The 26,648-nt window shown below is 72.5% G+C and carries 26 protein-coding genes and 1 pseudogene; 7 read left to right on the top strand and 20 right to left on the bottom strand.

Going from position 1 to position 26,648, the window contains the following annotated elements; all coding sequences use genetic code 11:
• Nucleotides 1-8: 8 nt before the first annotated feature.
• Complete coding sequence (locus tag HCC30_RS05075; protein ID WP_169440786.1) at nucleotides 9-974, bottom strand: type II secretion system F family protein; 966 nt, start codon at nucleotides 972-974, stop codon at nucleotides 9-11.
• A gap of 170 nt (nucleotides 975-1,144) precedes the next feature.
• Nucleotides 1,145-1,375, bottom strand: coding sequence for a hypothetical protein (locus tag HCC30_RS05080; protein ID WP_169440788.1), 231 nt, complete (start codon nucleotides 1,373-1,375; stop codon nucleotides 1,145-1,147).
• 64 nt (nucleotides 1,376-1,439) lie between these two features.
• Between HCC30_RS05080 and HCC30_RS05085 the strand changes: the two genes are divergently transcribed.
• Nucleotides 1,440-1,964: a HEAT repeat domain-containing protein gene (locus tag HCC30_RS05085; protein ID WP_169440790.1), complete on the top strand. Its 525-nt coding sequence runs from the start codon at nucleotides 1,440-1,442 to the stop codon at nucleotides 1,962-1,964.
• Nucleotides 1,965-1,990: 26 nt separating this feature from the next.
• Here HCC30_RS05085 and HCC30_RS05090 read toward each other — a convergent pair whose 3' ends face one another.
• The 7 genes and pseudogenes from HCC30_RS05090 to HCC30_RS05120 all read right to left on the bottom strand — a co-directional run bounded on the left by HCC30_RS05090 (nucleotide 1,991) and on the right by HCC30_RS05120 (nucleotide 9,940).
• Nucleotides 1,991-3,373 carry a CpaF family protein gene (locus HCC30_RS05090; RefSeq protein ID WP_169440792.1) on the bottom strand — a complete coding sequence of 461 codons (1,383 nt, stop codon included), beginning with the start codon at nucleotides 3,371-3,373 and terminating at the stop codon, nucleotides 1,991-1,993.
• A gap of 51 nt (nucleotides 3,374-3,424) precedes the next feature.
• Complete coding sequence (locus HCC30_RS05095; RefSeq protein WP_169440794.1) at nucleotides 3,425-3,811, bottom strand: TadE/TadG family type IV pilus assembly protein; 387 nt, start codon at nucleotides 3,809-3,811, stop codon at nucleotides 3,425-3,427.
• Between the two features lie 4 nt (nucleotides 3,812-3,815).
• A complete protein-coding gene (locus HCC30_RS05100; protein ID WP_346776500.1) occupies nucleotides 3,816-4,250 on the bottom strand; it encodes a TadE/TadG family type IV pilus assembly protein in 435 nt (144 codons plus the stop codon).
• A gap of 1,133 nt (nucleotides 4,251-5,383) precedes the next feature.
• Nucleotides 5,384-6,598, bottom strand: a pseudogene (locus HCC30_RS28425) (P-loop NTPase); the annotation flags it as partial.
• 14 nt (nucleotides 6,599-6,612) lie between these two features.
• On the bottom strand, nucleotides 6,613-7,350 hold the full coding sequence (cpaB, locus tag HCC30_RS05110; RefSeq protein WP_169440796.1) for a Flp pilus assembly protein CpaB: 738 nt from the start codon (nucleotides 7,348-7,350) through the stop codon (nucleotides 6,613-6,615).
• Nucleotides 7,347-8,300: a hypothetical protein gene (locus HCC30_RS05115; protein WP_169440798.1), complete on the bottom strand. Its 954-nt coding sequence runs from the start codon at nucleotides 8,298-8,300 to the stop codon at nucleotides 7,347-7,349. Before HCC30_RS05115 ends, cpaB begins: the two co-directional genes overlap by 4 nt.
• A gap of 296 nt (nucleotides 8,301-8,596) precedes the next feature.
• Nucleotides 8,597-9,940 carry an Nramp family divalent metal transporter gene (locus HCC30_RS05120; RefSeq protein ID WP_169440800.1) on the bottom strand — a complete coding sequence of 448 codons (1,344 nt, stop codon included), beginning with the start codon at nucleotides 9,938-9,940 and terminating at the stop codon, nucleotides 8,597-8,599.
• 353 nt (nucleotides 9,941-10,293) lie between these two features.
• Between HCC30_RS05120 and HCC30_RS05125 the strand changes: the two genes are divergently transcribed.
• Nucleotides 10,294-11,301, top strand: a complete 1,008-nt coding sequence (locus HCC30_RS05125; protein WP_240979360.1) for a chitinase — start codon at nucleotides 10,294-10,296, stop codon at nucleotides 11,299-11,301.
• Between the two features lie 109 nt (nucleotides 11,302-11,410).
• Here the strand turns inward: HCC30_RS05125 and HCC30_RS05130 are convergent, their stop codons facing one another.
• Complete coding sequence (locus HCC30_RS05130; protein ID WP_169440802.1) at nucleotides 11,411-12,310, bottom strand: serine protease; 900 nt, start codon at nucleotides 12,308-12,310, stop codon at nucleotides 11,411-11,413.
• A 261-nt stretch (nucleotides 12,311-12,571) separates the two neighbouring features.
• Here HCC30_RS05130 and HCC30_RS05135 point away from each other — a divergent pair, with 261 nt between their 5' ends.
• A complete protein-coding gene (locus HCC30_RS05135; RefSeq protein ID WP_169440804.1) occupies nucleotides 12,572-13,225 on the top strand; it encodes a hypothetical protein in 654 nt (217 codons plus the stop codon).
• Between the two features lie 18 nt (nucleotides 13,226-13,243).
• On the opposite strand, the gene HCC30_RS05140 is transcribed toward HCC30_RS05135, so the two are convergent.
• The 3 genes from HCC30_RS05140 to HCC30_RS05150 are packed head-to-tail and all read right to left on the bottom strand — an operon-like array spanning nucleotide 13,244 to nucleotide 15,032.
• Entirely contained in the window at nucleotides 13,244-13,927 is a 684-nt protein-coding gene (locus tag HCC30_RS05140; protein ID WP_169440806.1) for a hypothetical protein, read from the bottom strand.
• 2 nt (nucleotides 13,928-13,929) lie between these two features.
• On the bottom strand, nucleotides 13,930-14,208 hold the full coding sequence (locus HCC30_RS05145; protein WP_169440808.1) for a DUF397 domain-containing protein: 279 nt from the start codon (nucleotides 14,206-14,208) through the stop codon (nucleotides 13,930-13,932).
• Complete coding sequence (locus HCC30_RS05150) at nucleotides 14,184-15,032, bottom strand: helix-turn-helix transcriptional regulator (RefSeq protein ID WP_169440810.1); 849 nt, start codon at nucleotides 15,030-15,032, stop codon at nucleotides 14,184-14,186. The genes HCC30_RS05145 and HCC30_RS05150 overlap by 25 nt, the downstream gene beginning before the upstream one ends.
• 367 nt (nucleotides 15,033-15,399) lie before the next feature.
• Here HCC30_RS05150 and HCC30_RS05155 point away from each other — a divergent pair, with 367 nt between their 5' ends.
• Nucleotides 15,400-15,870 carry a hypothetical protein gene (locus HCC30_RS05155; protein WP_169440812.1) on the top strand — a complete coding sequence of 157 codons (471 nt, stop codon included), beginning with the start codon at nucleotides 15,400-15,402 and terminating at the stop codon, nucleotides 15,868-15,870.
• Nucleotides 15,871-15,877: 7 nt separating this feature from the next.
• Here HCC30_RS05155 and HCC30_RS05160 read toward each other — a convergent pair whose 3' ends face one another.
• The 5 genes from HCC30_RS05160 to HCC30_RS05180 all read right to left on the bottom strand — a co-directional run bounded on the left by HCC30_RS05160 (nucleotide 15,878) and on the right by HCC30_RS05180 (nucleotide 21,337).
• A complete protein-coding gene (locus HCC30_RS05160; protein WP_169440814.1) occupies nucleotides 15,878-16,867 on the bottom strand; it encodes a hypothetical protein in 990 nt (329 codons plus the stop codon).
• Nucleotides 16,868-16,997: 130 nt separating this feature from the next.
• Nucleotides 16,998-18,470 (bottom strand): gluconate:H+ symporter, encoded by a 1,473-nt coding sequence (locus HCC30_RS05165; RefSeq protein ID WP_169440816.1) that lies wholly within the window; start codon nucleotides 18,468-18,470, stop codon nucleotides 16,998-17,000.
• Between the two features lie 519 nt (nucleotides 18,471-18,989).
• Entirely contained in the window at nucleotides 18,990-19,403 is a 414-nt protein-coding gene (locus HCC30_RS05170) for a RidA family protein (protein WP_169440818.1), read from the bottom strand.
• Between the two features lie 15 nt (nucleotides 19,404-19,418).
• Complete coding sequence (locus HCC30_RS05175; protein WP_169440820.1) at nucleotides 19,419-20,189, bottom strand: IclR family transcriptional regulator; 771 nt, start codon at nucleotides 20,187-20,189, stop codon at nucleotides 19,419-19,421.
• The gene (locus HCC30_RS05180; RefSeq protein ID WP_169440822.1) at nucleotides 20,186-21,337 is read right to left on the bottom strand and encodes a sugar kinase; all 1,152 of its coding nucleotides are present in this window, start codon (nucleotides 21,335-21,337) and stop codon (nucleotides 20,186-20,188) included. Before HCC30_RS05180 ends, HCC30_RS05175 begins: the two co-directional genes overlap by 4 nt.
• A 139-nt stretch (nucleotides 21,338-21,476) precedes the next feature.
• Here HCC30_RS05180 and HCC30_RS05185 point away from each other — a divergent pair, with 139 nt between their 5' ends.
• Nucleotides 21,477-22,772: an amino acid deaminase gene (locus tag HCC30_RS05185; RefSeq protein ID WP_169440824.1), complete on the top strand. Its 1,296-nt coding sequence runs from the start codon at nucleotides 21,477-21,479 to the stop codon at nucleotides 22,770-22,772.
• Nucleotides 22,773-22,906: 134 nt separating this feature from the next.
• Complete coding sequence (locus tag HCC30_RS05190) at nucleotides 22,907-24,583, top strand: D-aminoacylase (RefSeq protein WP_169440826.1); 1,677 nt, start codon at nucleotides 22,907-22,909, stop codon at nucleotides 24,581-24,583.
• A gap of 49 nt (nucleotides 24,584-24,632) precedes the next feature.
• Here the strand turns inward: HCC30_RS05190 and HCC30_RS05195 are convergent, their stop codons facing one another.
• Complete coding sequence (locus tag HCC30_RS05195) at nucleotides 24,633-24,986, bottom strand: hypothetical protein (protein WP_169440829.1); 354 nt, start codon at nucleotides 24,984-24,986, stop codon at nucleotides 24,633-24,635.
• Between the two features lie 159 nt (nucleotides 24,987-25,145).
• Here HCC30_RS05195 and HCC30_RS05200 point away from each other — a divergent pair, with 159 nt between their 5' ends.
• Nucleotides 25,146-25,859, top strand: a complete 714-nt coding sequence (locus tag HCC30_RS05200; protein WP_169440831.1) for a DUF998 domain-containing protein — start codon at nucleotides 25,146-25,148, stop codon at nucleotides 25,857-25,859.
• Between the two features lie 3 nt (nucleotides 25,860-25,862).
• Here the strand turns inward: HCC30_RS05200 and HCC30_RS05205 are convergent, their stop codons facing one another.
• A complete protein-coding gene (locus HCC30_RS05205) occupies nucleotides 25,863-26,585 on the bottom strand; it encodes a hypothetical protein (protein WP_169440542.1) in 723 nt (240 codons plus the stop codon).
• Nucleotides 26,586-26,648 lie beyond the last annotated feature (63 nt).

Below are 26,648 nucleotides of genomic sequence, written 5' to 3' on the forward strand. Positions count from 1 at the left end.
TCCCGGCCTCAGACTTCGATCCGGCCGAGGCGGCGGATGACGAGGAAACCGGCGGCGAAGAGCCCGACGGCGACGACCACGGTGATCTGGCCGACGACCGAGCCCGTGACCTTCTCCAGCGCCCCCGGCATCATCCCGTTCACCATGAGCGCGGCGCCGAGGCCGAGCAGCGGCACGGTGAACGCCGTCGCGTTGACCTCGGCGAGCATGGTGCGCACCTCGCGCCGGGTCTCCTTGCGCTCCTCCAGGGTGGTGGTCAGGTTGCGGAGCGAGCCGACGATCGTGCCGCCCGCGCGGTTGGCGAGGACGAGGGTGGTGACGAGGACGACGAGTTCGCGCGAGGGCAGCCGCTCCGCGAGCTCCCCGAGCGCGTCCTCGACGGAGCGGCCGACGGCCAGCTGGTGCGCCACGCGGGTCAGTTCGTCGCCGGCGGGCGCGTCCAGCTCCTCGGCCGCCATGCCGAGCGCGGTGCGGAGCGCCAGTCCGGCGGAGGTGGCGTTGGCGAGGATGCGGGAGAGTTCGGGCAGCTGGTTGATGAACTGCTCGGTGCGGCGCTGGCGTTGGTGGTTCAGGAAGGCGTTCGCGGACAGGACGCCGATGACGCCGGCCAGCGGCCCGAAGAACGGCGCGAGCACGGAGGCGGCCAGCAGCCACAGTCCCGCGACGCCGGCCACCAGCCACACCGTGAACTCGCCCGGGGTCACGTCCAGTCCCGTCGCGTCCAGCTTCAGCTGGAGGCGGCGGCCCGCGCGGGTGCCGCGCAGCCGCCGGTCGACGGGGGCGAAGCGGCGCCTGCGCAGGCCGGTGGCGTCGGGCGGCGGGGCGTAGCCCTCGCTGCCGCCGCCGCCCGCGGTGAGCCGGTCGATCAGGGCGCGGTGCCGGGAGCGCCCGGCGGCGTACGTGAGCGCCCCTGCGGTCGCCAGCGCGAGCGCCAACAGCGTGGCGCCGAGGGCGAGTTGTGCGGCGGTGGTCATGCGCGGGCCTTCCCTTCCCTCCCCTGTGCCCCGTGCGCCGCCGGCAGGCGCGTACAGGGCGGCCGCGCGCGGGCGTACGCGTACACGCGTGCGGCATTCCCCGCCCTACCCCTCGGGGCGCCACCTTCATGCACGGCGGCGCGTCCGAAGCCGAACCGTTACGGGCCGTCTCAGAGCTTGGTGACGCGCAGGCTGCCGTTGTTCAGGAACCACTCGATCCGGCCGCACTCGGTGCAGATGAAGCCGTCGGCGTCCCGGTTCGCCCAGTCCAGGTTGAGGAAGGACATGCCCGTGGTGTTGAGCTTGATGGGCCGCTCCAGAAACGCGTCGTTCCGGCAGAGCGGGCACGTCAGCTGGTGTTCCCCCGCGAACACCTGCACGGGACGAACCTTGTGGATCATGCGAACTCCTGTTTTGTTGCGTGCTGCGGTCCAGGGGAACGGTACGGGTGAGAGGCGGCACGGCGTGGACGAGTGGGCAGGGGTACGGGAGTTGCTCGGGACCGGGTACATCGGGGCCGAGCAGGCCCGGGCCGTACGGGAGCGCGCTCCCGGGTTCGCCGCGCGGATTCTCGAACACCTGGGGGCGGCCCGGGACTCGGGCGACTGGAGCCGGTTCCTCCGGCTGGCCAACCTCGCGGCGTGGCTGCGTCCCGCGGGGCTGGGTGAGCTGCTCGTCGCGGTGCTGGCGGAGCGGCCGCCGGGGCTGGACGTCGAGGATCTCGTGGAGATTCTCGGCGAGCTGGAGACCCCGCAGGCCGTCCCCGTCCTGGCGCAGCTGCTCCGCGAGTGGCCGCGGGACCCGTACCGGTGGCTGAGCCTGAAGTGCGTCCGGTCACTGGGCGCGATCGGCGGCGAGCGGGCCCGGCGGGCTCTGCGGGAGATGGCGGAGGGGGACGGTCCGGATCCCCTCCGCTGGAACGCGGCGGTGGAGCTGGGCATCGAGGACGAACTCGGCTTCGACGAGGAGGAGATGGACGTCTGTCCCTGAGCGCCGGGGCGCCGCGGCCGCGCCCCTCACCCCTCCCCCTCCTCCACCCCGAAGGCCGGGGGTACGGGTTCGGCGGACATGGCGAGGCGGCTGGCCGTGCGGCGGGGGACGGGGTGGTGCAGGAAGTCGCCGTGGACGGTGCCGGAGGCGGTCATGGGGCGGGCCTCGAAGCGGGAGAGGGTGGCGAGGCGGAAGGGTTCGCGGCCGTGCGAGGCGAGGAGGGCGATCTCGACGATGCGGCGGGACCCGTCGGCCATGCGGGCCAGCTGGACGAGGACGTCGACGGCGGAGTTGATCTGGTCCTGGAGCGCCGCGAACGGGATCTCCACCTCCGACATGGACGCGAGCGTCTGGAGCCGCATCAGCGCGTCCTCGGCCGAGTTGGCGTGCACGGTGGCGAGCGAACCGTCGTGCCCGGTGGACATGGCCTGGAGCATGTCGAGGGTCTCGCCGCCGCGCACCTCGCCGACGATGATGCGGTCGGGCCGCATCCGCAGCGAGTTGCGGACCAGGTCGCGGACGGTGACGCGGCCCTTGCCCTCGACGTTCGGCGGCCGGGTCTCCAGGCGGATGACGTGCTGCTGCTGGAGCTGGAGTTCGGCGGCGTCCTCCACGGTGATGATCCGCTCGTGCCCGGGCAGCAGGCCGGACAGGGCGTTGAGCAGCGTGGTCTTCCCGCTGCCCGTGCCGCCGGAGACGATCACGTTGAAGCGGGCGCGGATGAAGGCGGAGAGCAGCGCGAGGATGTGCTCGTCCAGCGTGCCGAGGCCGATCAGTTCGCCGAGCGTGTAGGCGCGGGGGAAGCGGCGGATGGTGAGGGTGGGGCCGGTGAGGGAGAGCGGGGGGATGACGACGTTGACGCGTTCGCCGGTCGGCAGTCGCGCGTCGACCATCGGATTGGACTCGTCCACCCGCCGGTTGACCGTCGAGACGATCCGCTCGATGGTCTGCATCAGCTGCTCGTCGGAGGCGAAGCGGACGGGTACGCGCTCGACGCGGCCCGCGCGTTCGACGTAGATCTGCTCGGGCCCGTTGACCATGATCTCGGTGACGGTCGGGTCCTCCAGCAGCGGTTCGAGGACGCCGAGGCCCAGCGCCTCGTCCACGACCCGGCGGATCAGCAGGGCCCGGTCGTGCGTGGCGAGGACGGGCCCCTCGCGGCTGATCAGGTGCCCGAGCACCCGCTCCAGCCGGTCCCGCCGCTCGGCCGGGGCGAGCGCCGACATCTCGGCGAGGTCGATCTCCTCCAGCAGCTTGGTGCGGTAGGCGGGGACGAGGTGGCCGACGCTGTCCGCCGGCTCGGCGGCCGGACTCCGGGCCTCGTCAGGGGTGTTGGGGCCGGGCTGGTGGGCGGCGGTGGTCGGGTCGGCGGGATTGCCGGGTCCGGTGACGCGGGAGCGCAGGCTCATGCCCGGCCTCCTCTCGGTGCGGCGGGGGTGCGGTCGGGGTTTCGGTCCTGGTCAGTCACGGGGCATCGTCGCGGTACGGGACGCCTCGCCGAAGTCGTCGACGCCCGGCACCAGGGAGGGGATGGTCACCCGTGTGGTGACGGTGACCTCCTCGTCCGAGCCGCCCAGCGTGAACGTGCTGCGCGAGGCCGTCCAGCCGGACATCGCCGCCCGCCCCGTGGACTCGTACCCGTCCGCCACGTCCTCCTGACTCGCCGTACGGGCCGCCGCGCGGGCCCCCGTACCGGCCTGCTGCACGGCGTACCCCGCCACCCCGAGCTGGATCGCCGCCACCGCGACCAGCAGCAACAGCGGGAGCACACCGGCGAATTCGAGGCTGGAGGCGCCGCGGTCGCCTCGGGTGCGGGGCGGGGTGGTCGTGGGGGTCGTCCGGGTCATCGGGTCAGCCCTCCTCCGCCGCGCCCGCGCTGCCGGTGATGCGGAAGGGCAGCTGGGCGGCGCCGGGGAAGAGGACGGGGGCGCTCAGGCCGACCTCGGCCTTCCACAGCCCGCCCGTACGGGTGCAGCTCACGGCCGCGCCGGACGCCCACGCCTGCGGCAGGTGCTCCGTCGCCGCCGCGCGGCAGGCGCCCTGCGGGTCGCCGTCGGCGGCGGCCGCGGTCGCGGCGCGGGCGGCCTCGTCGGCGGAGTTGCCCGCGAGCGAGAAGGTGTACCCCAGCAGCACGCACTGCCACAGCACAGCGGCCACGGCCAGCACCACCGGCGCCGTCCCCACGAACTCGACGGTGGCAGCGCCTTGTTGGCCGCGCAGGCGGGGGGTGCGGGTGCCCCCGTGCCCGTTGGGGGCCTTCTCGCGGGCCGTTCGTACGGGTCTCACCCCTGGCCTCCTGTGCCGTCCGGCCAGGGGGTGGTGGGGGTGGGGTGTGCGTGTTGGAGCGGGGGGTGGGGCGGTGGTGCGGAGGGGGGTTCCGGCGTGAGGTTGGGGGCGGGGCCCGGGGCAGGGCCTGAAACGGGGCCAGGCGCCGGATTCGGCATGGGGCCGGAGACCGCGCCTGGGACAGGGCCCGGGGCTGGGCCAGCCGCCGGACCCGGCGCGGGGCCGGAGACCGCGCCCGGCCCAGAACCCGGGGCTGGGCCAGGGGCCGGACCCGGCACCGAGTTGGCAACGGAGCCCGGAACTGGGCCCGGGCCAGAACCAGACGCCGAACTCGACACGGAGCCGGAGACCGCACCCGGCCCAGAACCCGGGGCAGAACCAGGAGCCGAACTCGGTACGGAGCCGGAGACCACACCCGGCCCAGAACCCGGGCCAGAACCAGACGCCGGACCCGGCACCGAACCGGAGACCACACCCGGCCCAGAACCCGAGGCAGAACCAGACGCCGGACCCGACACCGAGTTGGCAACGGGGCCCGGAACAGAACCCGGGCCAGAACCAGCCGCCGAACTCGGCACCGAACCGGAAACCGCACCCGGCCCAGAACCCGAGGCAGAACCAGACGCCGGACCCGACACCGAACCGGAAACGGCGCCCGGAACTGGGCCCGGGCCAGAACCAGCCGCCGAACTCGACACGGAGCCGGGGACGAAGCCCGGACCGGGCACCGGCGCCGAGCTGGGTACGGGCCCCGGGACCGAACCCGGCACCGACCCCGAGTACGCCACCGGACCCGAGCCGGGGCCGTCCTGCGCCGTGGATGCGGGACCGTACGGCCCCGCGCCACCAGGCGCACCCGGGTCCGACGCGGGGCCGCCGGCCGGCGAACCGGCAACAGCACCGGGGGACGCCCCCGGAACGCCACCCGACGCAGACCCAGGCACCTGCCCCGGACCGCCCACGGAAGTCGCCCCCGGCGGCAGCGCCTGCGGCGGCGGGACCGCGCCCGGAGGGAGCGCCGGGCCCCCGCCGCCGGTCGAGTCCGTGCTCGCCGTGCTCTGGCGGCCCGGTTTGCGTTGTTTGCTCCCGAGGCGCCAGCCGCCTCGGGCGCTGCCCCGAGTGTCCGTGTCGGTGGGGGCGTCCGGCTGGCCTGCCACGAGGCCGAGTTCGCCTGCCAGGGACCACAGGGCCTGTTTGACGGTGCCGCGTGCGTCGAGGTCCTGGACGCGGCCCGCGTCGAGGGCGGTCTGGAGTTCCTTGAAGTGCGAGGGGACGGTCGAGCGCGCGACGGCCGTGCCGACGATGCGGGCGACCAGCGGCGGCTGGATCTCGGCCGTCCGGGAGGCGCGGTTGACCAGGACCGTCGTGTCGTCCGCCGTGCGGACCCTGAGCCGGTCCCACAGCCGCACCATGCGCTTGGCGGCGCGGACGCAGACCACGTCGGGGGTGGTGACGAGGACGGCGCGGTCGGCGGTCTCGACGGCGGCCGTGTTGCCCGCGTGCATCTGGGTGCCGCAGTCGACGACGACGACCTCGTAGCGGGCCCGTACGGCGGCGAGGACCTGCCGGGCCGCGCGGTCGTCGACCTCCTCGCCGCGTTCGCCGTCGCCGGGGGCGAGGAGCAGGGCGAGGCCGGTCTCGTGCGGGTAGACCGCGTCGTCGAGGACGCGGGGCGAGATGTCGGCGATGCCCGCGAGGTCGGCGACGGAGCGGCGGAACTGCACGTCCAGGTAGGAGGCGACGTCGCCGGACTGGAGGTCCATGTCGACCAGGGCCGTGCTCCGCCCGGACGCCTGGGCCGCCAGGGCGAGTTGGACGGCGGTCAGGGTGGTGCCGACGCCGCCCTTGGCCCCGGCGACGGCGACGAGCCGCCCGCTGCCGCGGCCCTGCGCGCCCGGGTGGTGCGGGAGCCCGGGGACGCCGGCGCCCGCGCCCGCGAGGTGGCGGCGTACGCCGGTGGCCCAGCCCGCGGCGGGGCCGATGCGGGCGGCGAGTTCCTCGTACGTCGCGGGGAGGCCGACGACGCCGCGTGCGCCCGCGTCCATCGCGGCGGAGTAGAGGGAGGCGCCGGTGTCCCGGGTGAGGAGCACCACGGCGACGGCGGGGAAGCGCTGGGCGATGTCCCGGATGAGCTCCAACGCGGGCTGCGGGCCGATGAGTTCGTGGACGAGGACGACCTCGGGGAGGGTGTCGGCGGATTCCGCCGCCTGCCGGGCGAGGACGTCCAGCAGCTGCGCCGAGCCCGTCACGGGCTCGGCGGCCCGGCAGTCCGGCAGCTGCCCGAGGAGCGCGGCGAGGGACCTGGCCGCCTCGGGGTCGCCGACGGCGGGCTGGATGCGGGTGGCCATGGGACTCTCCTGCCTCACTCGTCCCCGGAGAGGGTGTACGTGCGTTCGCTCTCGGGGACGCGGGTGTCGTCCCCGGGTGCGACGAGCGCCAGCCGGACGTGCTCGGCGAACGACTCGGCGTAGGCGACGCGCTGGGCGTCGGCCGTGGACAGCGCGAAGGTGATCGGTACGCCCTCGGCCTCACGCTGGCGGGCGCGGTCGTCCTGCTCGTCGCGCTTGTCGAGCGGGGTGAGTTCGCCGACGTCGAGGACCCGGGCGCCGGGGACGATCACCTGTGAGGTGTTCGGGGCCGCGCCGCCCTTGCCGCCGCCGCTCTGCCGTTCACCCTCGAAGGTGGCGAAGATGTTCACCCGGCTCCCCGGGTTGATCTTTCCGGCGACGCCGGTCTCCGCGTCGATCATGATGGCGATCTCCTGCTCGCCCTCCTTCAGTTCGGGCCGCTCGGCGAGCATGTCCGTCTGGAGGAGGGAACCCTCGCGGAGCGGGTTGAGGGCGATCTTGCCGCGCAGCTGTGCCGGGTCGGTGACGGCGGTCTCGGAGAGCCAGCGTTCCGGCACGGAGACCTTGGTGAGCTGCGCCTCGGTCAGCGGCTTGTACGCCGGGACGTCCTGTTTCAGCTCGTACGCCGTGGTCTCGGGACCGACCTTGGACTCGACGTTCCGGATCAGTGCCAGCACCCCGGCGAAGGCGGCTATGGCGCAGAGCACGGAGACGAGCAGCAGGATGACGCCACGGCGCTGGCGTGAATTCATGGACGAAGACCTCGTGGACTGGCTATGACGGCGGAACCTGGCAGGGCGGCGTGCGGCGGTGCGGGTGGTTCGGTGGTGGCGGGGCCCTGCGTGACGGCGGGGCGGTTGGGGGTGGCGGGGGCGGCGCAGAACACGCAGCGGTCGCCGATGAGTTCGAGCCCGCACCAGGAGCAGGAGTCCCGGCGTACGGAGGCGACGAGCTGGTACAGCACGGAGGCGTCGGGGATCGCGGCGGCGAACTCGGTGAGCCTGCCCGTGCCCCACCAGCGCGGCGAGTCCTCCGGCAGCTCGGCTTCCCGGACGGCGCCGGCGCGCCATCTGCGGGCGAGGTGGCGGGAGACCCAGTCGGAGTCCAACGGGCCGCGGGCGAGGGTGATTTCGGTGGTGAAGGGCGGCCCGTCGAGGCCGTCCTCCTCGGCGGAGGAGCCGCCCTGGATGCGGACGAGCCGGGGGGTGGGCGCGGCGAGCACGGCGAAGTGCGTGCCGGGCATCCAGGAGGCGGCGTGGGCGGTCAGCGAGACGGGGATCTGGGTGCCGGAGTCCAGCTTGGCGACGGAGGCGAGGACACCACCCGCGTAGATGTAGTGCGTGAGGAGCCGGGCGGCCGCGCCGAGCACTCCGGGGCTGAAGCCGCACAGCGACAACTGGCGCAGCTGCCGCACCAGTACGGCCGTGCCCAGCGGTGGGAGGGCGACGGGGAGCAGCGCGATCCGGTCGCTCTCCAGCACCGAGCGCACGGCGTGCAGCCGGTGCAGGTGCGGGGTGGGGAGCGTCGCGGGGTGGAGCAGGACGACGTGGCCGTGCTGCCGGAGGAGTTCGTGCATGGCGGTGAGCGCGGCGTCCAGGGGCTGTTCGCCGGGCGGGCCGAAGACCTGCGCGTCCGGCGTGAACCGGCCGTCGGCCGGGGCCAGCACGTGGCCGTGGCCGGTGACCGCCACCGCAGTAGACATCCCGCCCCGAGCCCCCTCAGCCGGTCGCACGTATCCCGTCGCGCAGCAGATCCGGGGCCATCACACCGCATCGGTGCGGCCCGCGCCAGGGAATCGCGACACCGCGATCCCCTTCGGCAGGTGGACGGCCGCCGGAGCCGGCGGGCGCGGTGCCGCGCGCCGACCGTCTCCGCCGCATCTGGAAGCCATACCCCCGCCGCCCGCCCGGCCAATCCCGAAGCCCCGGTCCGTCCCGCCCCGTGAGCACGCGTACGCACCGCGTGCCCACGCTTCGGGCGGCAGGTCATGTACCGCCGCTACCAGGGGAGTTCGCGGATCTGCTGGACGCACAGCACGATGAACAGCAGCCCGGAGGCTATGAGCAGGACGTTGCTGAGGACGCCGTTGCGCCACTCGCGGGGCGTGTGGCGGGAGTTGAGCAGCCAGACGAGAGTGAGCGCGAGGAACGGCATGAAGAACGCGCCGAGCACGCCGTACCCGACGACGAGTCCGAAGGGCTGGTCGAGGAAGAGCAGCGTCATCGGCGGGAACGTCAGCCACAGCAGGTACGCCTTGTACGGCCAGGAGCGCTCGCGCTCGCCGCGCGCGACAGCGTCGGCCTCCGGCTCCTCCGAACCCCCGGCCTCCGCCGTCGCCTTGGCGTCCCGCGCGGCGCGCAGGCGTGCGCAGAAGTCGGCGAACATCAGGCTCACGCCCTGCCACACGCCGATCAGGGAGGAGAAGGAGGCGGCGAAGAAGCCGACGAGGAAGAGATTCGCGGTGACGCTGCCGAACCTGTCCTCCAGGATGCCGCCGAGGTCGACCAGGCCCTTGTCGCCCTCGGTGATCGAGGCGTGCGAGGCGCTCAGCAGCTCGGCGCCGACGAAGAGCATGGCGACGACGAAGACGCCGGTGGTGATGTAGGCGACGCGGTTGTCGAGCCGCATCATCTTCATCCAGCTGCTGTCGGTCCAGCCCTTCGCGTTCACCCAGTACCCGTAGGCGGCCATGGTGATGGTGCCGCCGACGCCGCCGACGAGCCCGAGCGTGTACAGCAGCGAGCCGTCCGGGAGGACGGGCACCAGCCCGGCGAAGGCGTCGCCGATGTCGGGCGCGACGCGGACGGCGAGATAGACGGTGACGACGAACATGACGCCGATCAGGACCGTCATGACCTTCTCGAACACCGCGTACCGGTTGAACCAGACGAAGACCAGGCCGACCAGGCCCGAAATGATCGCCCAGGCACGGAGGTTGAGGACGTCGGGGAAGAGCGCGGCCAGCGGCAGCCCGGAGGCGGACATCGCCGTCGCGCCGTAGACGAAGCCCCAGATGACGACGTACACGGCGAAGTAGACCGTCGTCCAGGAGCCGAGGGCGCGCCAGCCGTGGAAGAGGGTGCGCCCGGTGGCGAGATGCCAGCGGCCGGTGGCCTCGGCGAGTGCGATCTTGACGATGCAGCCGATGACGGCCGCCCACAGCAGCGTGTACCCGAACTTGCTGCCCGCGATGAGCGTGGCGACGAGATCGCCGGCGCCGACGCCCGTCGCCGCCACGACGATGCCGGGCCCGACGCGTTTCCAGCTGGCCTTGCGCAGTGCGGGCGCGGGCGCCTCGGGAGCGCCGGCCGCACCGCCGCCTGTGGTGTTCTCGGTTGTCATACGCGACCGCCCTCTGTCCGTGCCCTGTCGTGCCCGCGTATCAAACCCCGGGGCGACGGCCCGCACAACGCCTGTGGATAACTCTCCCCTCACGATCCGGAACCGGTCCGCATCCGGCGTCCCGGCGACGGCGGTGGGGCCGCGCGCCGGACAGCGAGTGAACGGTCCTTCATGTGTGGAGTATTGACAACGGCATTGGTCTGGACCACGTTGTTGAACAGCGCCGGGCCCGCGCCGAACCGCACCGCATGGCACCCCCTCACCGTCCCCCAAGCTCCCCTTCAGCGGAGGCAGTTGTGGCATCCCCTGGTTCCAGAACCCCCTTCACCTCCCCCCGGCCCCGGCGCTCCCGGATGCTCGCCGGCGTCACCGCCGCCGTGCTCGCCACCGGCGGCATCGCCCTGGCCGGCACCGCCAACGCGGGCGAGACCGGCACCGGGACGTCCGCCTCGTCCCAGCAGCCCGCCGTCGGCGCCTCGGCCGTGCCGAAGCACGCCGTCACCGGCTACTGGCAGAACTTCGACAACGGCGCCAAGGTCCAGAAGCTCGCCGAGGTGCCGGACGACTACGACATCGTCGCCGTCGCCTTCGCCGACGCGACCGGCAAGCCGGGACAGGTCGACTTCAAGCTCGACCCGGCCCTCGGCTACGCCTCCGAGGCCGACTTCAAGGCCGACATCGACGCCCTGCACAAGAAGGGCAAATCGGTGATCATCTCGGTCGGCGGCGAGAAAGGTGCGGTCAGCGTCGGCAGCGGCGCCGCGGCCGACGCCTTCGCGAAATCCATCACCGGCCTGATGGACAAGTACGGCTTCGACGGCGTCGACATCGACCTGGAGAACGGCCTCAACGCGACGTACATGACGCAGGCCCTGAAGTCGATCCACGCCGCGAAACCCAACGTCGTGGTGACGATGGCGCCGCAGACCATCGACATGCAGTCGCCGCAGAACGAGTACTTCAAGACGGCGCTGAACATCAAGAGCTTCCTCACCGTCGTCAACATGCAGTACTACAACAGCGGTTCGATGAACGGCTGCGACGGCAACGTCGTCAGCCAGGGCAGCGTCGACTTCCTGACCTCCCTCGCCTGCATCCAGCTGAAGAACGGCCTCGACCCGTCCCAGGTCGGCATCGGCACCCCCGCCTCCCCGCGCGCGGCCGGCGGCGGCTACGTCGACCCCGCCGTCGTCAACAACGCGCTGGACTGCCTTGCCAAGGGCACCAACTGCGGCACCTTCAAGCCGGACAAGACCTATCCCGGCATCCGCGGCGCGATGACCTGGTCCACCAACTGGGACGCCACCGCGGGCAACAAGTGGTCCAGCACCGTCGGCCCGCACGTCGACAAGCTGCCGTAACCGGCCCCCATACCGGTACGGAGTGTCCCCACCGCTCCGTACACGTGCGACGCCCCCGCCCGGAGAGCCCGGGACGGGGGCGTCGCCTCGCGTCATGCCGGCCGGCGCGTCACGGCTTGGGCAGGGCGCAGTCCGGGAGGGAGAGGTCGACCTTGTTGCCCTCACCGACGCACTGCGTGAGCGTGTACGTCTGCTGGCCGTAGGCGATCCCGTGCCGGACCGTCACCTTGCCGTCCTTGTCCACCTCGCAGGGGTTGTTCATGGTGCACTCGGCACCGTCCTCGTTCCGGGTGTTGTTGACGCCGACGACCTTGCCGCTGGCGTCGTCCACCACCGGGGAGCCCGAGGTGCCGCCCTTGGTCTTGCAGTCGGCGGTGTAGCGGAGCGAGTCCTTCATCGTCCAGTCGGCCTCGCGCAGCTCCGGCACGAAACCGTCGAGGGAGCAGGAGAAGGTCTCCTTCCAGTAGCCGGAGACGACGGTGATGGCCTTACCCTTCTCCGGGTGCTCGGCCTGCACGTCGAGCGGGGCTATGCCGCTCTCCTTCTCTATCTCCTCGTACGTGGAGTCGAGTTCGTACAGCGAGACGTCGGTGTCCGTCATCGTCGCGTACGCCAGCTTCGTCGCCTTCAGCTGCGCCGCCTCGCCGCCCTTGGCGTCCAGCAGCGTGAAGCCGCGGCTGGAGGGCTGGTCCGTGATGACCTGGTCCGGCTTCGGCATGCCCTCCTCCAGGCAGTGGCCGTTGGACAGCACCAGCCCCGGGTCACCCGGCTTGGAGTCCGGCATCCGCACCAGCGAGCCGGAACAGTTGCTGAGCGCGACCGTCCCCGCGAAGTCCGGCGCGGCCTGCTGCGCGGGCCCCTGCTGCGGCGCCTGCCCGGCCCGCGCGATACTCCCGAACTCCGCCTGGCCGCCCGCCTCCTGAGCCACAGCGGGCCCGCCCGCGATCCCGGCGAGGGCGGCGGCCCCGAAGAGCGCACCGGCCAGCGTCCCGACGAGAGGTCTGTTCATGGTGGGGGGTTCCTCTCCCTTGAAGAGCATGGGGTTGAGCATGACGCGCAGCATTCTTGGGGGCGGGGCGGTCGGCCACAAGACCGCGACGAGAGCGGGGAGTTGATCAAACCCCCACCCGAACGCGTGAACCTTGGGTGAAGCGGGTGTGACTGGCGGGTCCCGGGCGCCGCCGCGCTCACAGGCCCCTGATGCATCATGCGGGGGAAGCGCCGCAAGCAGCGGTAGGGCCAACCAGCGGAAGGTCAGGAGCAGTTGGGCGTGAGTACACGCAAGCCGCACTACCCGGTGCCGTCCGAGGAGCGCACGCAGGCCATGGTGGAGGGGGTGCTGCGCGGCAGCGACCGCGTGGTGGCGCTCCATCCGGTGCAGCAGATCGACGCGCTCGGCCGGACGGTGCCGAAGCGGCTTCGTCCGCAGCCGGCGGTCTTCCCGCCCAAGCCCCCGGTCGAGCCCCGCCGCATCCCCTGGTGGGAGTACCCGCTGGTCGCGGTCCTCTCCGTCTACCACTACGTGACGCTCCCCTTCTACTGGATCGGCGACAAGATCGCGGACGGCATCTTCTGGCTGTTCCGCACCCCCAAGCGCCGCTACAAGCTCAAGCACCTCAAGGGCGGCTGGAACAGTCACGCCGGCGGGCTGGTGAGCAAGACCCGCCCCGCCGACCACCAGGCACTCGTCGTCGGCGACCGCCTCCTCGCCCTCGTCCACGTAGGCCCCGAGGCGGCCGAACTGGCCTGGTCCGTACCGCGCGAGCAGCTGACCGGAGTCGAGTACGAGACCTGGGCCAGGAAGCCCGGCGTCCCGCGATCCGTCGTCCGCTTCCACTTCGCGGACGCCTCCTGGGGCGACATCAGCGCGAACGGCCTGGGCCCGGGCTGGCAACAACTCCTGGAGCATCTGCCGAAGCACTGAGCCGTCAGGCCCGGTTGATCACAACAGCCCCCGCTTGCGCTCCAGCCCCGCGCGCTCGGCTCGGGCGAGGCGGGCGCCGTCTGCTTGCCGGCGTTCGGCGGCTGTCGCGTCCCAGTCCGCCGGGCGCATCAGGAGGAGGGCGTTGCGGGTGGGGATGGTGGCCACGCCGCCGAAGGGCAGGTCGCCGGCGATCCAGACGCCTTCCTTCGCGCCCTCGGGCCAAGAGCCGCGGTCCTGGACCTCCGAGGCCACCATTTCGCGGCGCTCGGCACCCTTGCGCCGCTTCACGTGAAGGGTGGAGAGCGTCCCGTGGATGCTGTTGGCGGACTTGCTGTGCCGGGCGTACGCGGCGGGTTCCAAGGGGTACTCGGCCAGCACCTTCCGGCACCTGCGGAGACGGAACGGGTACGTCGAGAAGGTGTAGAGCGTGAAGACGATCCCGATGACGCCCGGCGCCGCGGGCAGCACCGTCCAGAAGGAGTTCGGTGCGCCGAGTCCGGTCAGGACGACGGGGAGGAGCGCCAGGAACCCGAAGGCCGCGATACGCGCCCCGAAACGGAGGGCCAGGAGCAGGGAGCTGCTCCGCAGCACCGGACCCGGGTCCAGCGCGTCGGGCGAGGTCTCAGGGATGGCACACAGGGGCGCCGAAGCCCCGTCACTCGCGGGCGAGTTGGCGGGGCTGCGGGGCGTACGGGAGGGCACGGTCAGTCTCGGACCGAGGCGATGAAGGCCGACCAGGATGACTGCTCGAAGACCAGGACCGGGCCCGAGGGCACCTTGCTGTCCCGGACGGGGACGACGCGGGAGAAGCCGTCGGCCACCTCGAGGCATTCACCGCCGTCCTGGTTGCTGTAGGTGGACTTGCGCCAGGACATGGCGGTCACGACGCCGTCCGCCACCTCAAGGCATTCGCCGCCGTCCTGGTTGCTGTAACTGGACTTGCGCCAGGACGCGGCAGTCACGTCGACTCGGACAGCTCGCACGGGACATCCTCCATCAGCTGAGAGATCACCTCACGGGACTCTCGCGGGGACAGCGCAAGATCCCGCAACTGATCGTATGCGAACCGCAGTCGGTCGACGTCCTGCGTTCTCTCGATCAGCTCGCCCGAGTATCCCGTCTCGACGTATGCCACGGTACGGCCGTCCGGAAGCCATAGGAACATGGTGTCGGTCTGGGTCAGGCGATGGAGACCGACAGAGGCACGCACCACCTGGATCGTGACGTTCGGCAGCTCGCCCATGCGGAGCAGATGCTCAAGCTGGGCCCGCCACTCCCCCGCGTCCGGTAGCGGGCGCCGCAGGACCGCCTCGTCGAGGATCGCGCGGAATTGTGGCCCCTCTGCTCGACTGAGAAACTCCTTCCTGCCTGCTCGGGCCTCAACCTGGTCCTCCAACTCGTCTTCATCTATCGGACCGGCCGCCCTGAGCAGCACCCGGGCGTACGCGGAGGTCTGGAGCATCCCGGGAACGACGCTCAGCGCGTACTTCTGCAACCCCGTAGCCTGCGCCTCCAAGCCCATGTAATGCCGGTACCGCTCCCTGAACTGCGACGTGTCCCGTAAGGCGAGTTCCCACAGGACGATCAGGTGCGTCGTTCCGTAGAAGCGGTCGAGTTCGCGGGCCAGTTCGGGGCCGCCGAGGCTGGTGCCGTGTTCCATGTGGCCGAGGTGGCTGTGGTCGGCGCGTACGGCGTCGCCGAGGAAGCGGAGGGAAATGCCCTTCTCGCGGCGGAGGTCGGACAGTTCCTCGGCGTAGCGGGCGCGTGCGGTCTGGCTACGGCCGGACACCGGCCGTCGTGGAGGCATCTCGGTCTCCCTCTGTGGGTTTTGTGGGGTTACCGGCTCACCGCGTGGCTGTACTCGCCCAGCTCGCCGGAGACGGCGTCCCGGTGCTGAATGCTCGACACCGTAGGGCACCGGAAGCGGAAAAGGGCGGGTTAATGGCAAATCAACTGACTTCTACGGACACCGAGTTGGGGTGGCGGATCGGCCAGCTGGTGCGGGACGGGCGGACCGGGCGCACGGGGCAGTTGATGGATCTCGGACCGTGGCACGATCCGGCGACGCGCGGGGAGCACCAGGTCGCCTTCCTCCGTCCCGTCGGGGGCGGACGGGAGTGGACGACGCACCCGCGGCACCTGACGCCGGCGGGGAGTCGGGACGGGGAAGGCCGGTGAGGCCGTACGTCGTCACGACGCGGACGGTGGACTTCTCCCCCTCGGTGAACTTCCGTGCCTGGCGGGAGTCCTGGCCGGAGCCGGTACCGGAGGGCGGGTGCGCGTGGCTGCCCGGCCCGTGCATGCTCTTCTGCCGGCGCGAGGACGTGCGCGTCCGGTGGCTTGGGCCCGTGCACGCACCGGCGGGCATCGGTGCGCTGTACGCGTGCGCGCTCTGCGTCGGTGAGCTGAACCAGCTGGTGGGCGAGCAGCTGCGGGCCAGGGACGACCCGGAACACGGGGAGCGGTCGCGCCGCAGGCGGAGGCGGCGCGAGGGGCTGCGGGCGCCCCGCGTCCTCCCGTGGCGGGCGGACGGGCGGACGCCCGCGGCCCCCGCTCCCCTCCCGGACGCCTGCGAGCACGCGAAGGTGGAGCGGCGCGCCGGAACGGCGTACTGCGCGGGCTGCGGGCGTCAGCTGTATCTGTGAGGCCCCCTCACCCCGCGAAGTACCCCAGAATGTCCGTCAGTTGGGGCTCTATCGGGTTGTCGAGTTCGTCGGTTTTCCAGAAGAGGACGTTGAGGGCGCCGAGGGGGTAGGCGGCGCCGCCGTGGCGGAGGGTGGGCTGGCCGAGGTGGGGGGTGTTGAGGACGCTGGGTTCGTGGGGGTCGAACAGCGGGGACGGTTCGTCGGCGTGCAGGGACTGGGGGCGGTACTGCCAGGTCACGTCGGGGCGGGTGTGCCGGACGACCTCGCCGATGTACCAGACGGCGCCCTGGAGGAACGGGGTGTTCTTGGCGGCGAGCACCTCGTCGTCGCTGCCGAAGCCGCGGCGTACGACGTCCTCGAGGAGGGTGAGGGACGCGGGGGTGAAGTCCCAGCGGTCGGCGGCGCCGGAGCCCTCCGCCCAGGCGGGGAAGGCGCGTTGCCGCGCGTCGAGCCAGCGGGCGAGTTCGGGGTGGTCGGCGCCGGAGCGGCGTTCCGCCTCGACGGGGTGCAGGTCGGTGGCCGGCTGCCAGCCGGGGCGGTGCTCGCGCAGCCCGTCGACGGCGGCGCGCAGCCGTTCGGCCTCGCGGGTGAAGGCGTCGCCGGTGCGGGTGCGGACGGCGTAGGCGATGAGCAGGAAGGGGGCGAGGGGGCTGAGGCCGAGCTCGGGGTCGGGGCAGACGACGGGCTGGCCGCCGGGGGCGCCGGGGGCCTCGCGGCCCGTCCAGCCCCAGGAGCCGCCGGCGACGGAGAGCAGGGCCTCGCCGAGGTAGAGCATGCTGCACAGGGTGGGGCGGAAGTCCGCTCTGACCTCCTCGCCGGGGGCGTACTCGGTCAGCAGGTGCGCTTCGAGGGCGGCCAGCGAGTCGGCGCTGAAGTCGAACGGGAAGTCGTCGTCGAGCAGTTCGGCGCGCATCTCGCGGAGCTGCTCCGGCATGCCGGTGATCCAGTGGCTCAGCAGGCGTTCGGCCTCTTCGTGGTCCAGTGCAGATCGGCTCATGCGGACACGGTAGGGAAGGGGGCCGACAGCACGCCCCGACTTCCCGCTTTCTGCTACGGGTTGGCACAGGAACGCGAAATTCCGCCGCCCCGGCACGGAGGAACCGGTACCGGGGCGGCGGGGTGCGGCGCTACACGAACAGGCTCACCAGTGCGGCCACCGCGAAGCCCGCGACGGAGAGCACGGATTCGAGGACCGTCCAGGACTTCAGGGTGTCCCGCTCGGAGATGCCGAAGTACTTGGCGACCATCCAGAAGCCGCCGTCGTTGACGTGCGAGGCGAAGATCGAGCCCGCCGAGATCGCCATGATGACGAGCGCGACGGCGGCCTGCGAGAAGTCGCCCGCGGACAGCAGCGGCGCGACGATGCCCGCCGTGGTGACGATCGCGACCGTCGCCGAGCCCTGCGCGACGCGCAGCACGACGGAGATCAGCCAGGCGAGGAGGATGACGGGCAGGCCCGCGTCGCTGAAGGTGTCGGCCAGCGCCTGGGCGACGCCGCTGCCCTGGAGGACGGCGCCGAAGATGCCGCCCGCACCGACGACCAGCAGGATGTTGCCGATCGGCTTGAGCGAGGCCGTCGAGACCGTCTCCAGCGACTTGCGGGACCAGCCGCGGCGGATGCCGAGCAGCCAGTAGGCGAGGAAGAGCGCGATGGTCAGCGCCACGAAGGGGTGGCCGAAGAACTCGATGACCGAGCGCAGCGTCGATTCGCCCAGCGCGATCGAGGAGAAGGTCGCCAGCAGGATCAGGAACAGCGGCGTACCGATGATCGTGAAGACCGTCCCGAGGGCGACGGGCTTCTCGCTCCGGGTGATCCCGGAGGCTTCCTGCTCGGCGCGGATGGCCTTCTTGGCGTCCTCGGTGGCCTCGACCATGTCCTGCGGGACGGGCACGAAGACGCGCTTGCCGATCCACGCGGAGTACGCCCAGGCGGCGAGCACGGCGGGGATGCCGCAGACGACGCCCATGAGGATGACCCAGCCCAGGTCGACCTTGAGCAGTCCGGCCGCGGCGACCGGGCCCGGGTGCGGCGGCAGGAAGGCGTGGGTCATGGACAGGCCCGCGAGCAGCGGCATCGCGTACAGCAGGATCGACTTGCCGGAGCGCTTGGCGGCCGCGTAGACGATCGGCGCGAGCACGAAGATGCCGACGTCGAAGAAGACGGGGATGCCGAAGATGAGGCCGGTGAGGCCCATGGCCAGCGGGGCGCGCTTCTCTCCGAAGAGGTTGAGCAGCCGGTTGGAGAGCGCCTCGGCGCCGCCGCTGACCTCAAGGATGGAGCCGAGCATGGTGCCCAGGCCGATGATGATGGCGACGTGTCCGAGGATGCCGCCCATGCCGTCCTCGATGAGGGAGACGGCGTCCGACTTCTGGACGGTGCCGAAGAGTTCGGTCACGGAGAGGCCCGCGCCGAGACCCACCGCGATGGACACGGCGAGCAGCGCCACGAAGGGCTGGAGCCGGAACTTGATGATCAGGACGAGCAGCAGCACGATGCCGAGCGCGGCGACCGTGAGCAGGCCGGCTGTGCCCGGTATGAGCGCCAGCAGTCCACCGGTGTGCGGTGGCGCCTCCTGGGTGGGGGAAGCGGCGAGCAGCATGGAGAACCTCGTTGTTTCCGTGCGGTGTCGGGGTTGGGGGAGGTACGCGGAGTTTTCGCGTAGGGGGTGCCGCGGCACGGACGGGTGGCTTCCGCGCCGGGGCTGAGCGGTGGCGCGAGTGCGCCGTGAGGGGGGTGGGGGCTGAGCGTTGGGGGCGGCTCAGCGGGCTCGGACTGCTGAGCGTGCTCGGGCGGCCGGGCCCTGGGCACTCCGGACTCCGGGCCCGGGGTGACGGGCGGGAGGGGGTCCGGGTTCCGGGTCCGCCGGGTTCACCTGGCCGGTGCGGACGCGTCGGGTACGGGCGTCAGCGCGCTGCGGTGAACGGGCGGGCGGGATGTGCGGTACTGCGGGATTCTGAATTTTTGTTCAGTATGCGTCGTTCGTCCCGTACGCCCTATGACGCGGGCCACAGGGGGTGCGGGCCGGGGTGACGCCGCTCGTGGGCTCCCCGCGGGGAGCCCACGAGCCTGCGCGCCGACGGGCGAACTCGCCCGGGGCGACGGCGGGTTGGGCCGGACCTCAGCCGAGGACGGCGAGCGCGTCGATCTCGACGAGCAGGCCGGCGGGGAGGCCGACGTACACGGTGGTGCGCGCGGAGGGGGCCTCGGCCAGGTCGGCGAAGTACTCGTTGTAGATCGCGTTGAGCTCGGCGAAGTGGTCGGTGTCGGTGAGGTAGACGCGCATCATCATCACGTCCTCCCAGCTCGCGCCGCCCTCCTTCAGGATGGCCTCGACGTTGGCGAGGGTCTGCAGGGTCTGCTCGCGCAGGCCCGGGCCGACGGGCGTGGGGGCCTGGCCCTCGACGGCCGGGCCGAAGCCGACCTGACCGGCGACCTGGAGGATGTTGCCCTTCTTCACGCCGTGCGAGAACTTCGCGGGCGGGGTGGTGTGGGTCGCCGGGGTGATGGCGGTCTTGGTCAGCTTGTCGCTCATGGTGCGGACCTGTCCTTAACTTTCCTTGGAGGGGGTGGTGCTCGGCGAAGTGCCGGAGTACTCGGCGCTGATGGCGTCGGCGGTGCGGCGCACCAGCGGGAGGAGCCGGAGGAGTTCGTCGGCGCTGACGACGACGTTCGGCGCGGAGACCGACATGGCGGCGACAGTGCGTCCGTCGGCCCCGCGGATGGGCGCCGCGACGCAGTTGATGGACTCCTCGTGGCCACCGAGGTCGGTGGCCCAGCCCTGTTCGCGCACCTTCGCCAGTTCGCCGAGGAAGGCGGAGGCGTTCGGCGTCGAACGGGGCGTGTACATGGGGTAGTCGAGCTTCTCGGCGACGGAGCGCCGCTCGAACTCGGTCAGGTCGGCGAGCAGCAGCTTGGCCACGGCCGCGACGGTGATCGCGACGGGCTTGCCGATGCGGGAGTACATCCGCACCGGGTAGCGGCTCTCGACCTTGTCGATGTAGAGGACCTCGTTCTCCTCGTAGACCGCGAGATGCACCGTGTGGCCGGTCTTCTCGTTGAGTTCGAGGAGGTGGGAGTGGGCGATCTCGCGCACGTCGAGATTCTCGACGGCCTCCTGCGCGAGGGCGAAGAGGCGCGCGCCGAGGCGGTAGCGCTGGTCGGGCTGGCGGTGCACCATGCCGTGCTCGTGCAGCGTGCGCAGCAGCCGCAGCGCGGTGGACTTGTGCACGTCCAGCCGCTTGGCCACCTGTTCGAGGTTGGCCGGGCCCTCCGCGAGGAGCGGGAGGATGCTCAGTGCGCGGTCGACGGTCTGGCTCATGGTGCGCTCGCATTCGTCGCTGTCTGGCCGGATACCCCGGGCTCACCTGAGCTGACAGTCTCGCCTGCCGGGTCCGGGGACCCGGGGGCCGCCCCGCTCGTCCCCGCGTCCCCCGCCGTCCAGCCGGGGCCGAGGCGGAGCGCGGTCCAGTCGGGGGCGGGGAGCGCGGCGAGCCGGTCGGCGAGGGCGCGGGCCGGGGGTTCGGCGACGTCGCCGGGTTCGGTGAGCGCGGCGGCCGCGGTGAGGTGGCCGTGCCGGAGGCGGTCCGCGAGCGGCAGCCCGCGCAGGGTGGCGGAGAGGAAGCCGGCGGCGAAGGCGTCGCCCGCGCCGACGGGGGTGACGACGTCGACCCGCAGCGCGGGCACCGTCACCTCCTCGTCGGTGCCCTCGGGGCCGCGCGCCCAGGCGGTGGCGCCGGTGCTGCCGTCCTTGACGACGAGGACGGCGGGCTCGGGCAGCGCGGCGCGGACGGCGGCGGCGCCGCCCGTCACGCCCCAGGCGGCCTCGGCCTCGTCCAGGCCGACGAAGACGAGGTCGGCGCCGCGCGCCAGGTCGAGCAGCACCTCGGGGCCGGCGTCCGTCCGCTGCCACAGGCCGACGCGGTAGTTGACGTCGAAGGAGACCAGCGGGCGGCCGGCGCGCGGGGCGAGCAGGCGGCGCAGCAGGGCGAGGCAGTCGGCGGAGAGGGCCGCGGTGATGCCGCTGAGGTGCAGCATCCGGCCGGAGTCGGCGTCGTCGAGGGAGACGGTGCCGGGGGACATGGCGGAGGCGGCCGATCCGGCGCGGTAGTAGGCGACCTCGGCGACCGGTTCGGGGTCGTCGTCCGCTTCGAGGGTGGTGGCGCGCTCGCCCTCGGTACGGAAGTAGATGCCGGTGGGGCGGTGCGGGTCGCGGCCGACGGCCGTGACGTCGACGCCGTGCTCCGCGATGCCGCGCAGCAGGTGGTCGCCGAAGCCGTCGGTGCCGACGCGGCTGAGCCAGCGGGCGGTGTGCCCGGTGCGGGCGAGGGCGCAGGCGACGTTGGACTCGGCGCCGCCGATCGCCCGCTCGAAGGAGGGCACATCGGCGAGGCGCCCCGGCCGCGACGGCAGGAACGTGACCATGGACTCGCCCAGGCAGACGACGTCGGTATGCGGGGTGCTGGTCACGATCGGTACGACTCCTCATCCATTGACCTGGTCTTCGCCGGGATGCTAGACAGCATTAAGCGTTATACGCAATGGGTGTTGCATGATCTGCAACCGCGATCTGCACACAGGGATTCATCGGTCTGCCAACGGAGTCGCCATGTCCACCCCCGACAACCCCGTCACGGCCCGCCTCGGCGGACTCGACAGCGAGATCGTCGACCACCGCTTCAAGGGACTGCCGCCGGACGCGGCCGGGAAGACGGTCGGGGAGCTCGCGGCCGAGCGGCGCAACCTCCACACCGGCGGCTTCACCACCCCCGTCATGACGCTCTCCGCCGAACACCTGGCGCACAACCTCGCGCTCATGGAGACCTACACCGAGCGGCACGGCCTCGCCTTCGCACCGCACGGCAAGACCTCCATGGCCCCGCAGCTCTTCGCCCGCCAGCTGGACCACGGCGCCTGGGGCGTCACCCTCGCCGTGCCCCACCAGGTGCGCGTCGCCCGGGAGTTCGGCGTCCCCAGGATCTTCCTCGCCAACGAGCTGGTCGACGCGGCCGCGCTGCGCTGGATCGCCGCCGAGCTCGACGCCGACCCCGCCTTCCGCTTCATCTGCTACGCCGACTCGCCGCGCGGCGTCGAGCTGATGCACGCCGCGCTCACCGAGGCCGGCGCCACCCGCCCCGTCGACGTCGTCATCGAGCTCGGCGCGGGCGACGGCGCCCGCACCGGCGTCCGCACCGAGGCGGAGGCGTATGAGATCGCCGACCTCGTCGCCGCCGCCGACACCCTCCGCCTCGTCGGCATCGCGGGCTACGAGGGCGAGGTACCCCAGGCCGACCACGCACGAGTGACGGCCTGGCTGCGCCGGCTCACCTCGCTCGCCGTCGAGTTCGACAAGGCCGGCCGGTTCGCCGACCTGGACGAGATCGTCGTCAGCGCGGGCGGCAGCGCCTGGTTCGACGCCGTCGCCGAGGTCTTCGCCGAACTGCCCGAGCTGTCACGCCCCACGCTCAAGCTGCTCCGCTCCGGCGCGTACGTCTCGCACGACGAGGGCCAGTACCGGAAGGTGACGCCGTTCAACCGGGTGCCCCAGGAGGGCAGTCTGCGCTCGGCCTTCACCCTCTGGTCGCAGGTCGTCTCCCGCCCCGAGCCCGGCCAGGCGTTCCTCAACGCGGGCAAGCGGGACGCCGCCTACGACCTGCACCTCCCGCAGGCCCGCGCGGTACGCCCCGCCGACGGCGGCCCCGAGCGCGCGGCCGACGGCGTGCACGTCGTCTCGCTCTCCGACCAGCACGCCTGGGTACGCACCGAGGAGGACGTGACGCTGGAGGTCGGGGACCGGGTGGCGCTCGGCATGTCCCACCCCTGCACGATCTTCGACAAGTGGCAGCTCATCCCGGTCGTCCAGGAGGACGGCACGGTGACGGAGTACATCCGCACCTACTTCTGATCCGCCTCAGGTACCACTCCCCCAAGGCCGCGGGGCCTTCCCCTCCCCCGGAAGGACCCCGCGCGCCGGGGCCGGACGCCAACTCCCCCGTGCGGCGTCCGGCCCCGGCCCTCTCACGAAAGGCAGCCGCCCCCATGGGCACCACCGGCTCCCCCCAGTCCGCGCACACCCACGATCTCGTCCTCCGCGGCGCCGATGTCGTCGACGGCAGCGGCGGCCCCGCGTACCGGGCCGACGTCGCCCTCCGCGACGGGCGGATCGCCGTGATCGCCCCCGAGGGGGGCGGTGTGCCCCGGCCCGGCGGCGCCCGCGTCGTCGACGCCGACGGGCTGGCCCTCTCCCCCGGCTTCATCGACATGCACGCGCACTCCGACCTGGCGCTGCTCCGCGACCCGGACCACTCGGCGAAGGCCGCGCAGGGCGTCACCCTGGAGGTCATCGGCCAGGACGGCCTGTCCTACGCGCCCGTCGACGACGCCACCCTCGCCGCCGTGCGCAGCGCCATCACCGGCTGGAACGGCGGCGCCCCCGGCGACACCTCGGTCGACTTCGACTGGCGCACCGTCGGCGAGTACCTCGACCGCATCGACACCGCACACGGCGGCCACGGCACCGCCGTCAACGCCGCGTACCTGATCCCGCAGGGCACCGTGCGGATGCTCGCCGTCGGCTGGGACGACCGCCCGGCGACGCCCGAAGAGGTCGCGCGGATGCGGCAGTTGGTCGCCGAGGGCCTGGAACAGGGCGCCGTCGGCATGTCGTCCGGGCTCACCTACACGCCCGGGATGTACGCCTCCGACGCCGAGATCACCGAGCTGTGCCGCACCGTCGCCGCCTACGACGGCTACTACTGTCCCCACCACAGGTCCTACGGCGCGGGGGCACTCCAGGCGTACGAGGAGATGGTCGACCTCAGCCACGAGGCGGGCTGCGCGCTCCATCTCGCGCACGCCACCATGAACTTCAGCGTCAACGAGGGCAAGGCGCCCGACCTGCTGGCCCTCCTCGACCGCGCGCTGGACGACGGCGCCGACATCACCCTCGACACCTACCCCTACACCCCCGGCTGCACGACCCTGGTCGCCATGCTGCCGAGCTGGGCCAACGCGGGCGGCCCCGAGGCCGTCCTCGACCGGCTCGCCGACGACGAGACCTGCGCCCGCATCCGGCACGTGATGGAGGTCGAGGGCGCCGACGGCTGCCACGGCGTCCCCATCGAGTGGGACGCCATCGAGATCTCCGGGACGAGCAACCCGGCGCTGAGCGACTACGTCGGCAAGACCGTCGCCGCCTCCGCCGCCGAGCGCGGCGAGGAGCCCTTCGTCACCGCCCGCCGCCTGCTGATCGAGGACCGGCTCGGCTCGACGATCCTCCAGCACGTCGGCCACGAGGACAACGTGCGGCGGATCATGCGCCACCGCGTGCACACCGGCGGCAGCGACGGCATCCTCCAGGGCGCCAAGCCGCACCCCCGCGCCTACGGCACCTTCCCGCAGTACCTCGGCCGGTACGTACGGGAGTTGGGCGTGCTCTCGCTGGAGGAGTGCGTCGCCCACCTCACCTCGCGGGCCGCCGCACGGCTGCGCCTGCCCGACCGCGGCCTCGTCCGCGAGGGCTACCGCGCCGACCTCGCCCTCTTCGACCCGGCGACGGTCGCGGCCGGCTCCACCTTCGAGAACCCACGCGTCCTCCCCACGGGCCTCCCGCACGTCCTGATCGACGGCCGCTTCGTCATCGAGGACGGCCGCCGCACCAGCACCCTCGCGGGCCGCTCCGTCCGCCGCACCCCGTCGGCGTCCGAGGGCCGCTGACGGGGGCACCGGCCCCTTCCTCCGGGGAGGGGCCGGTGCCCGCCCGCGCCTACTTGTAGGGGCGCCAGCCGGAGGTCCGCACCGCGAACCCCATCGGCTCCGGCATCCGGATCTCCTGCCCGCGTCGTGCGGATCGACGGTCAGGCAGACGGGGATGCCGGCGCCCGCGCACCGGAGCCGCTTGCCCTCCCGGTCCCGCTTGACGGCCGTCCGCGATGAGCAGCCCCCGCTCGTTCCACGCCTCGAACGGCTCCGGCGTGTGCCTGACCAGGCTCCGCCCGGGGGTGCCGTGCACGTGACCGGGGTTGGCCTGCACCACGAGCTCCCCGTCGAGCAGTTCCACGCGCAGGCCGTCGGGGACCTCCAGGTCGTGCCAGGCGCGGATGAGTGCGCTCCTGTTCACGAGATCCTCCTGCGGTCGCGCGGTCTGCCCCCAGCGTAGGACGCTCCCGTGGGCACCGTGCGAGTCGTTCACGTCGCCGTTGCCCTCGCCCTGGCCCCCGTGCCCCGTGGGCATGTCATGATGCGGCCCCCTGCATCATGGGGACCAAGGGGGATGATCATGGCGAAGAGCCTTTCCGCGTCCGGGGAGTTCCCGGCGTCGTTGTCGGGGCGGGTGGTGTTCGCCGCCTGGTGCTGGGTGCTGTCGCCGCTGTTCTTCGTCGCGGAGGGGATCACGCGGGCCGCGTGGACCACGCCGTACAGCACGGCGGAGAACTACATCAGCGACCTGGGCGCCGCCCACTGCGGCACGGTGACCATCGAGACGGCGCAGACCTACGAGGCGTACGTCTGCTCGCCGCTGCATCCGCTGATGAACGGCGCGTACATCACCGTCGGCCTGCTGGCCCTGACCGGCGCGCTCGCGGGACGGGCGGCCTGGCCCAGGGGGCGGGCGGCGACGAGCGGTGTCGTACTCGTCGGCCTGGCCGGAGTGGGCGCGATCATCGCGGGGCTGTTCCCCGAGGACGTGAACCTGGAACTGCACCTGCTCGGCGCCCTGTTGGCGGTTCCCCTGTCCAATATCGGCATGCTGCTGCTCGCGCTGGTGCTGCGGCGGAGGAAGCCGTGGCTCGCCGCGTACACAGGGCTGACGGTGCTGGTCGGCCTGACGGGGCTCGTCCTCACCGGAAGCCCGGATTCCGGCATCGGCATCGGGCTCGCGGAGCGGCTCGCCGGGTACCCGTTCGAGGCGTGGAAGACGGTCGTGGCGGTGGTGCTGCTCGTCGCCTGGCGCCGCTCGCGCCGCGGGGTCCAGGAGACCGGCACGCTCTGACGTTCACTTCTTCGTGTGGGACCAGATGGTGAGCTTGAGGGCGACGGAGTCGTCCATGCCGCCGTCCGGTTCGGCCTGCTCGATGCGGAAGTAGCCGAGGAAGTCCGCCGAGTCGGGGGACTTGACGCAGTAGCCCTTGCCCTCGGGCTCGGTCTCGGCCAGCGGGATCGTCTCCGTGTACTTCGCGCTTTCCCGGCACAGCCCCGCGCCGGGCTTCTCGCCGGGTCCGACGCGGGCGAAGACGACCTCGGTGGACGGCGAGGCCAGCTCGTCCGAGACGGGGTCGTACGCGATGTCGCCCTCCAGCGCGTAGCTCTTGTGCACCTCGAACGAGGCGTCCGTGACCTTGACCGCCTGCTGGCCCTGGATCTCCACGTCCTTGGTGAGCGCCGTGCCGCCCGCGCCCGCCGAGGGTCCGGACGGCGACTCGGGGCCGCCCTCGTCCTCGGTGCCGCCGGGTGCGGCGGGGGCGGTCTCGGTGACCGTGACCGTCGGCGCGGGCCCGGCCGTACCGTCGGAGCCGCCGGAGTCCTTCGGGATGACCGTGGCGAGGACGGCGCCCACCCCTGCGAGCAGCGTGCCCACGGCGCTGATGGCGGCGATCATCTGCGCGCGGCTGTAGCTGCGCGCGTCCGGGGGCACGGCCCCGGCGCCCGCCGCGTCCTCCCCGTCCGGCAGTCCCTCCGGCTCACCGGGACCACGCGTACCGCCAGACCGTCCCCTCACCGCACGTCCCCCAACTCATCGGCGCCCTCCCGTGGTTGACCCACGGGGGCACCGATCGTTGCA

This window comes from Streptomyces sp. HNM0574, assembly GCF_012726235.1.
GTDB lineage: Bacteria > Actinomycetota > Actinomycetes > Streptomycetales > Streptomycetaceae > Streptomyces.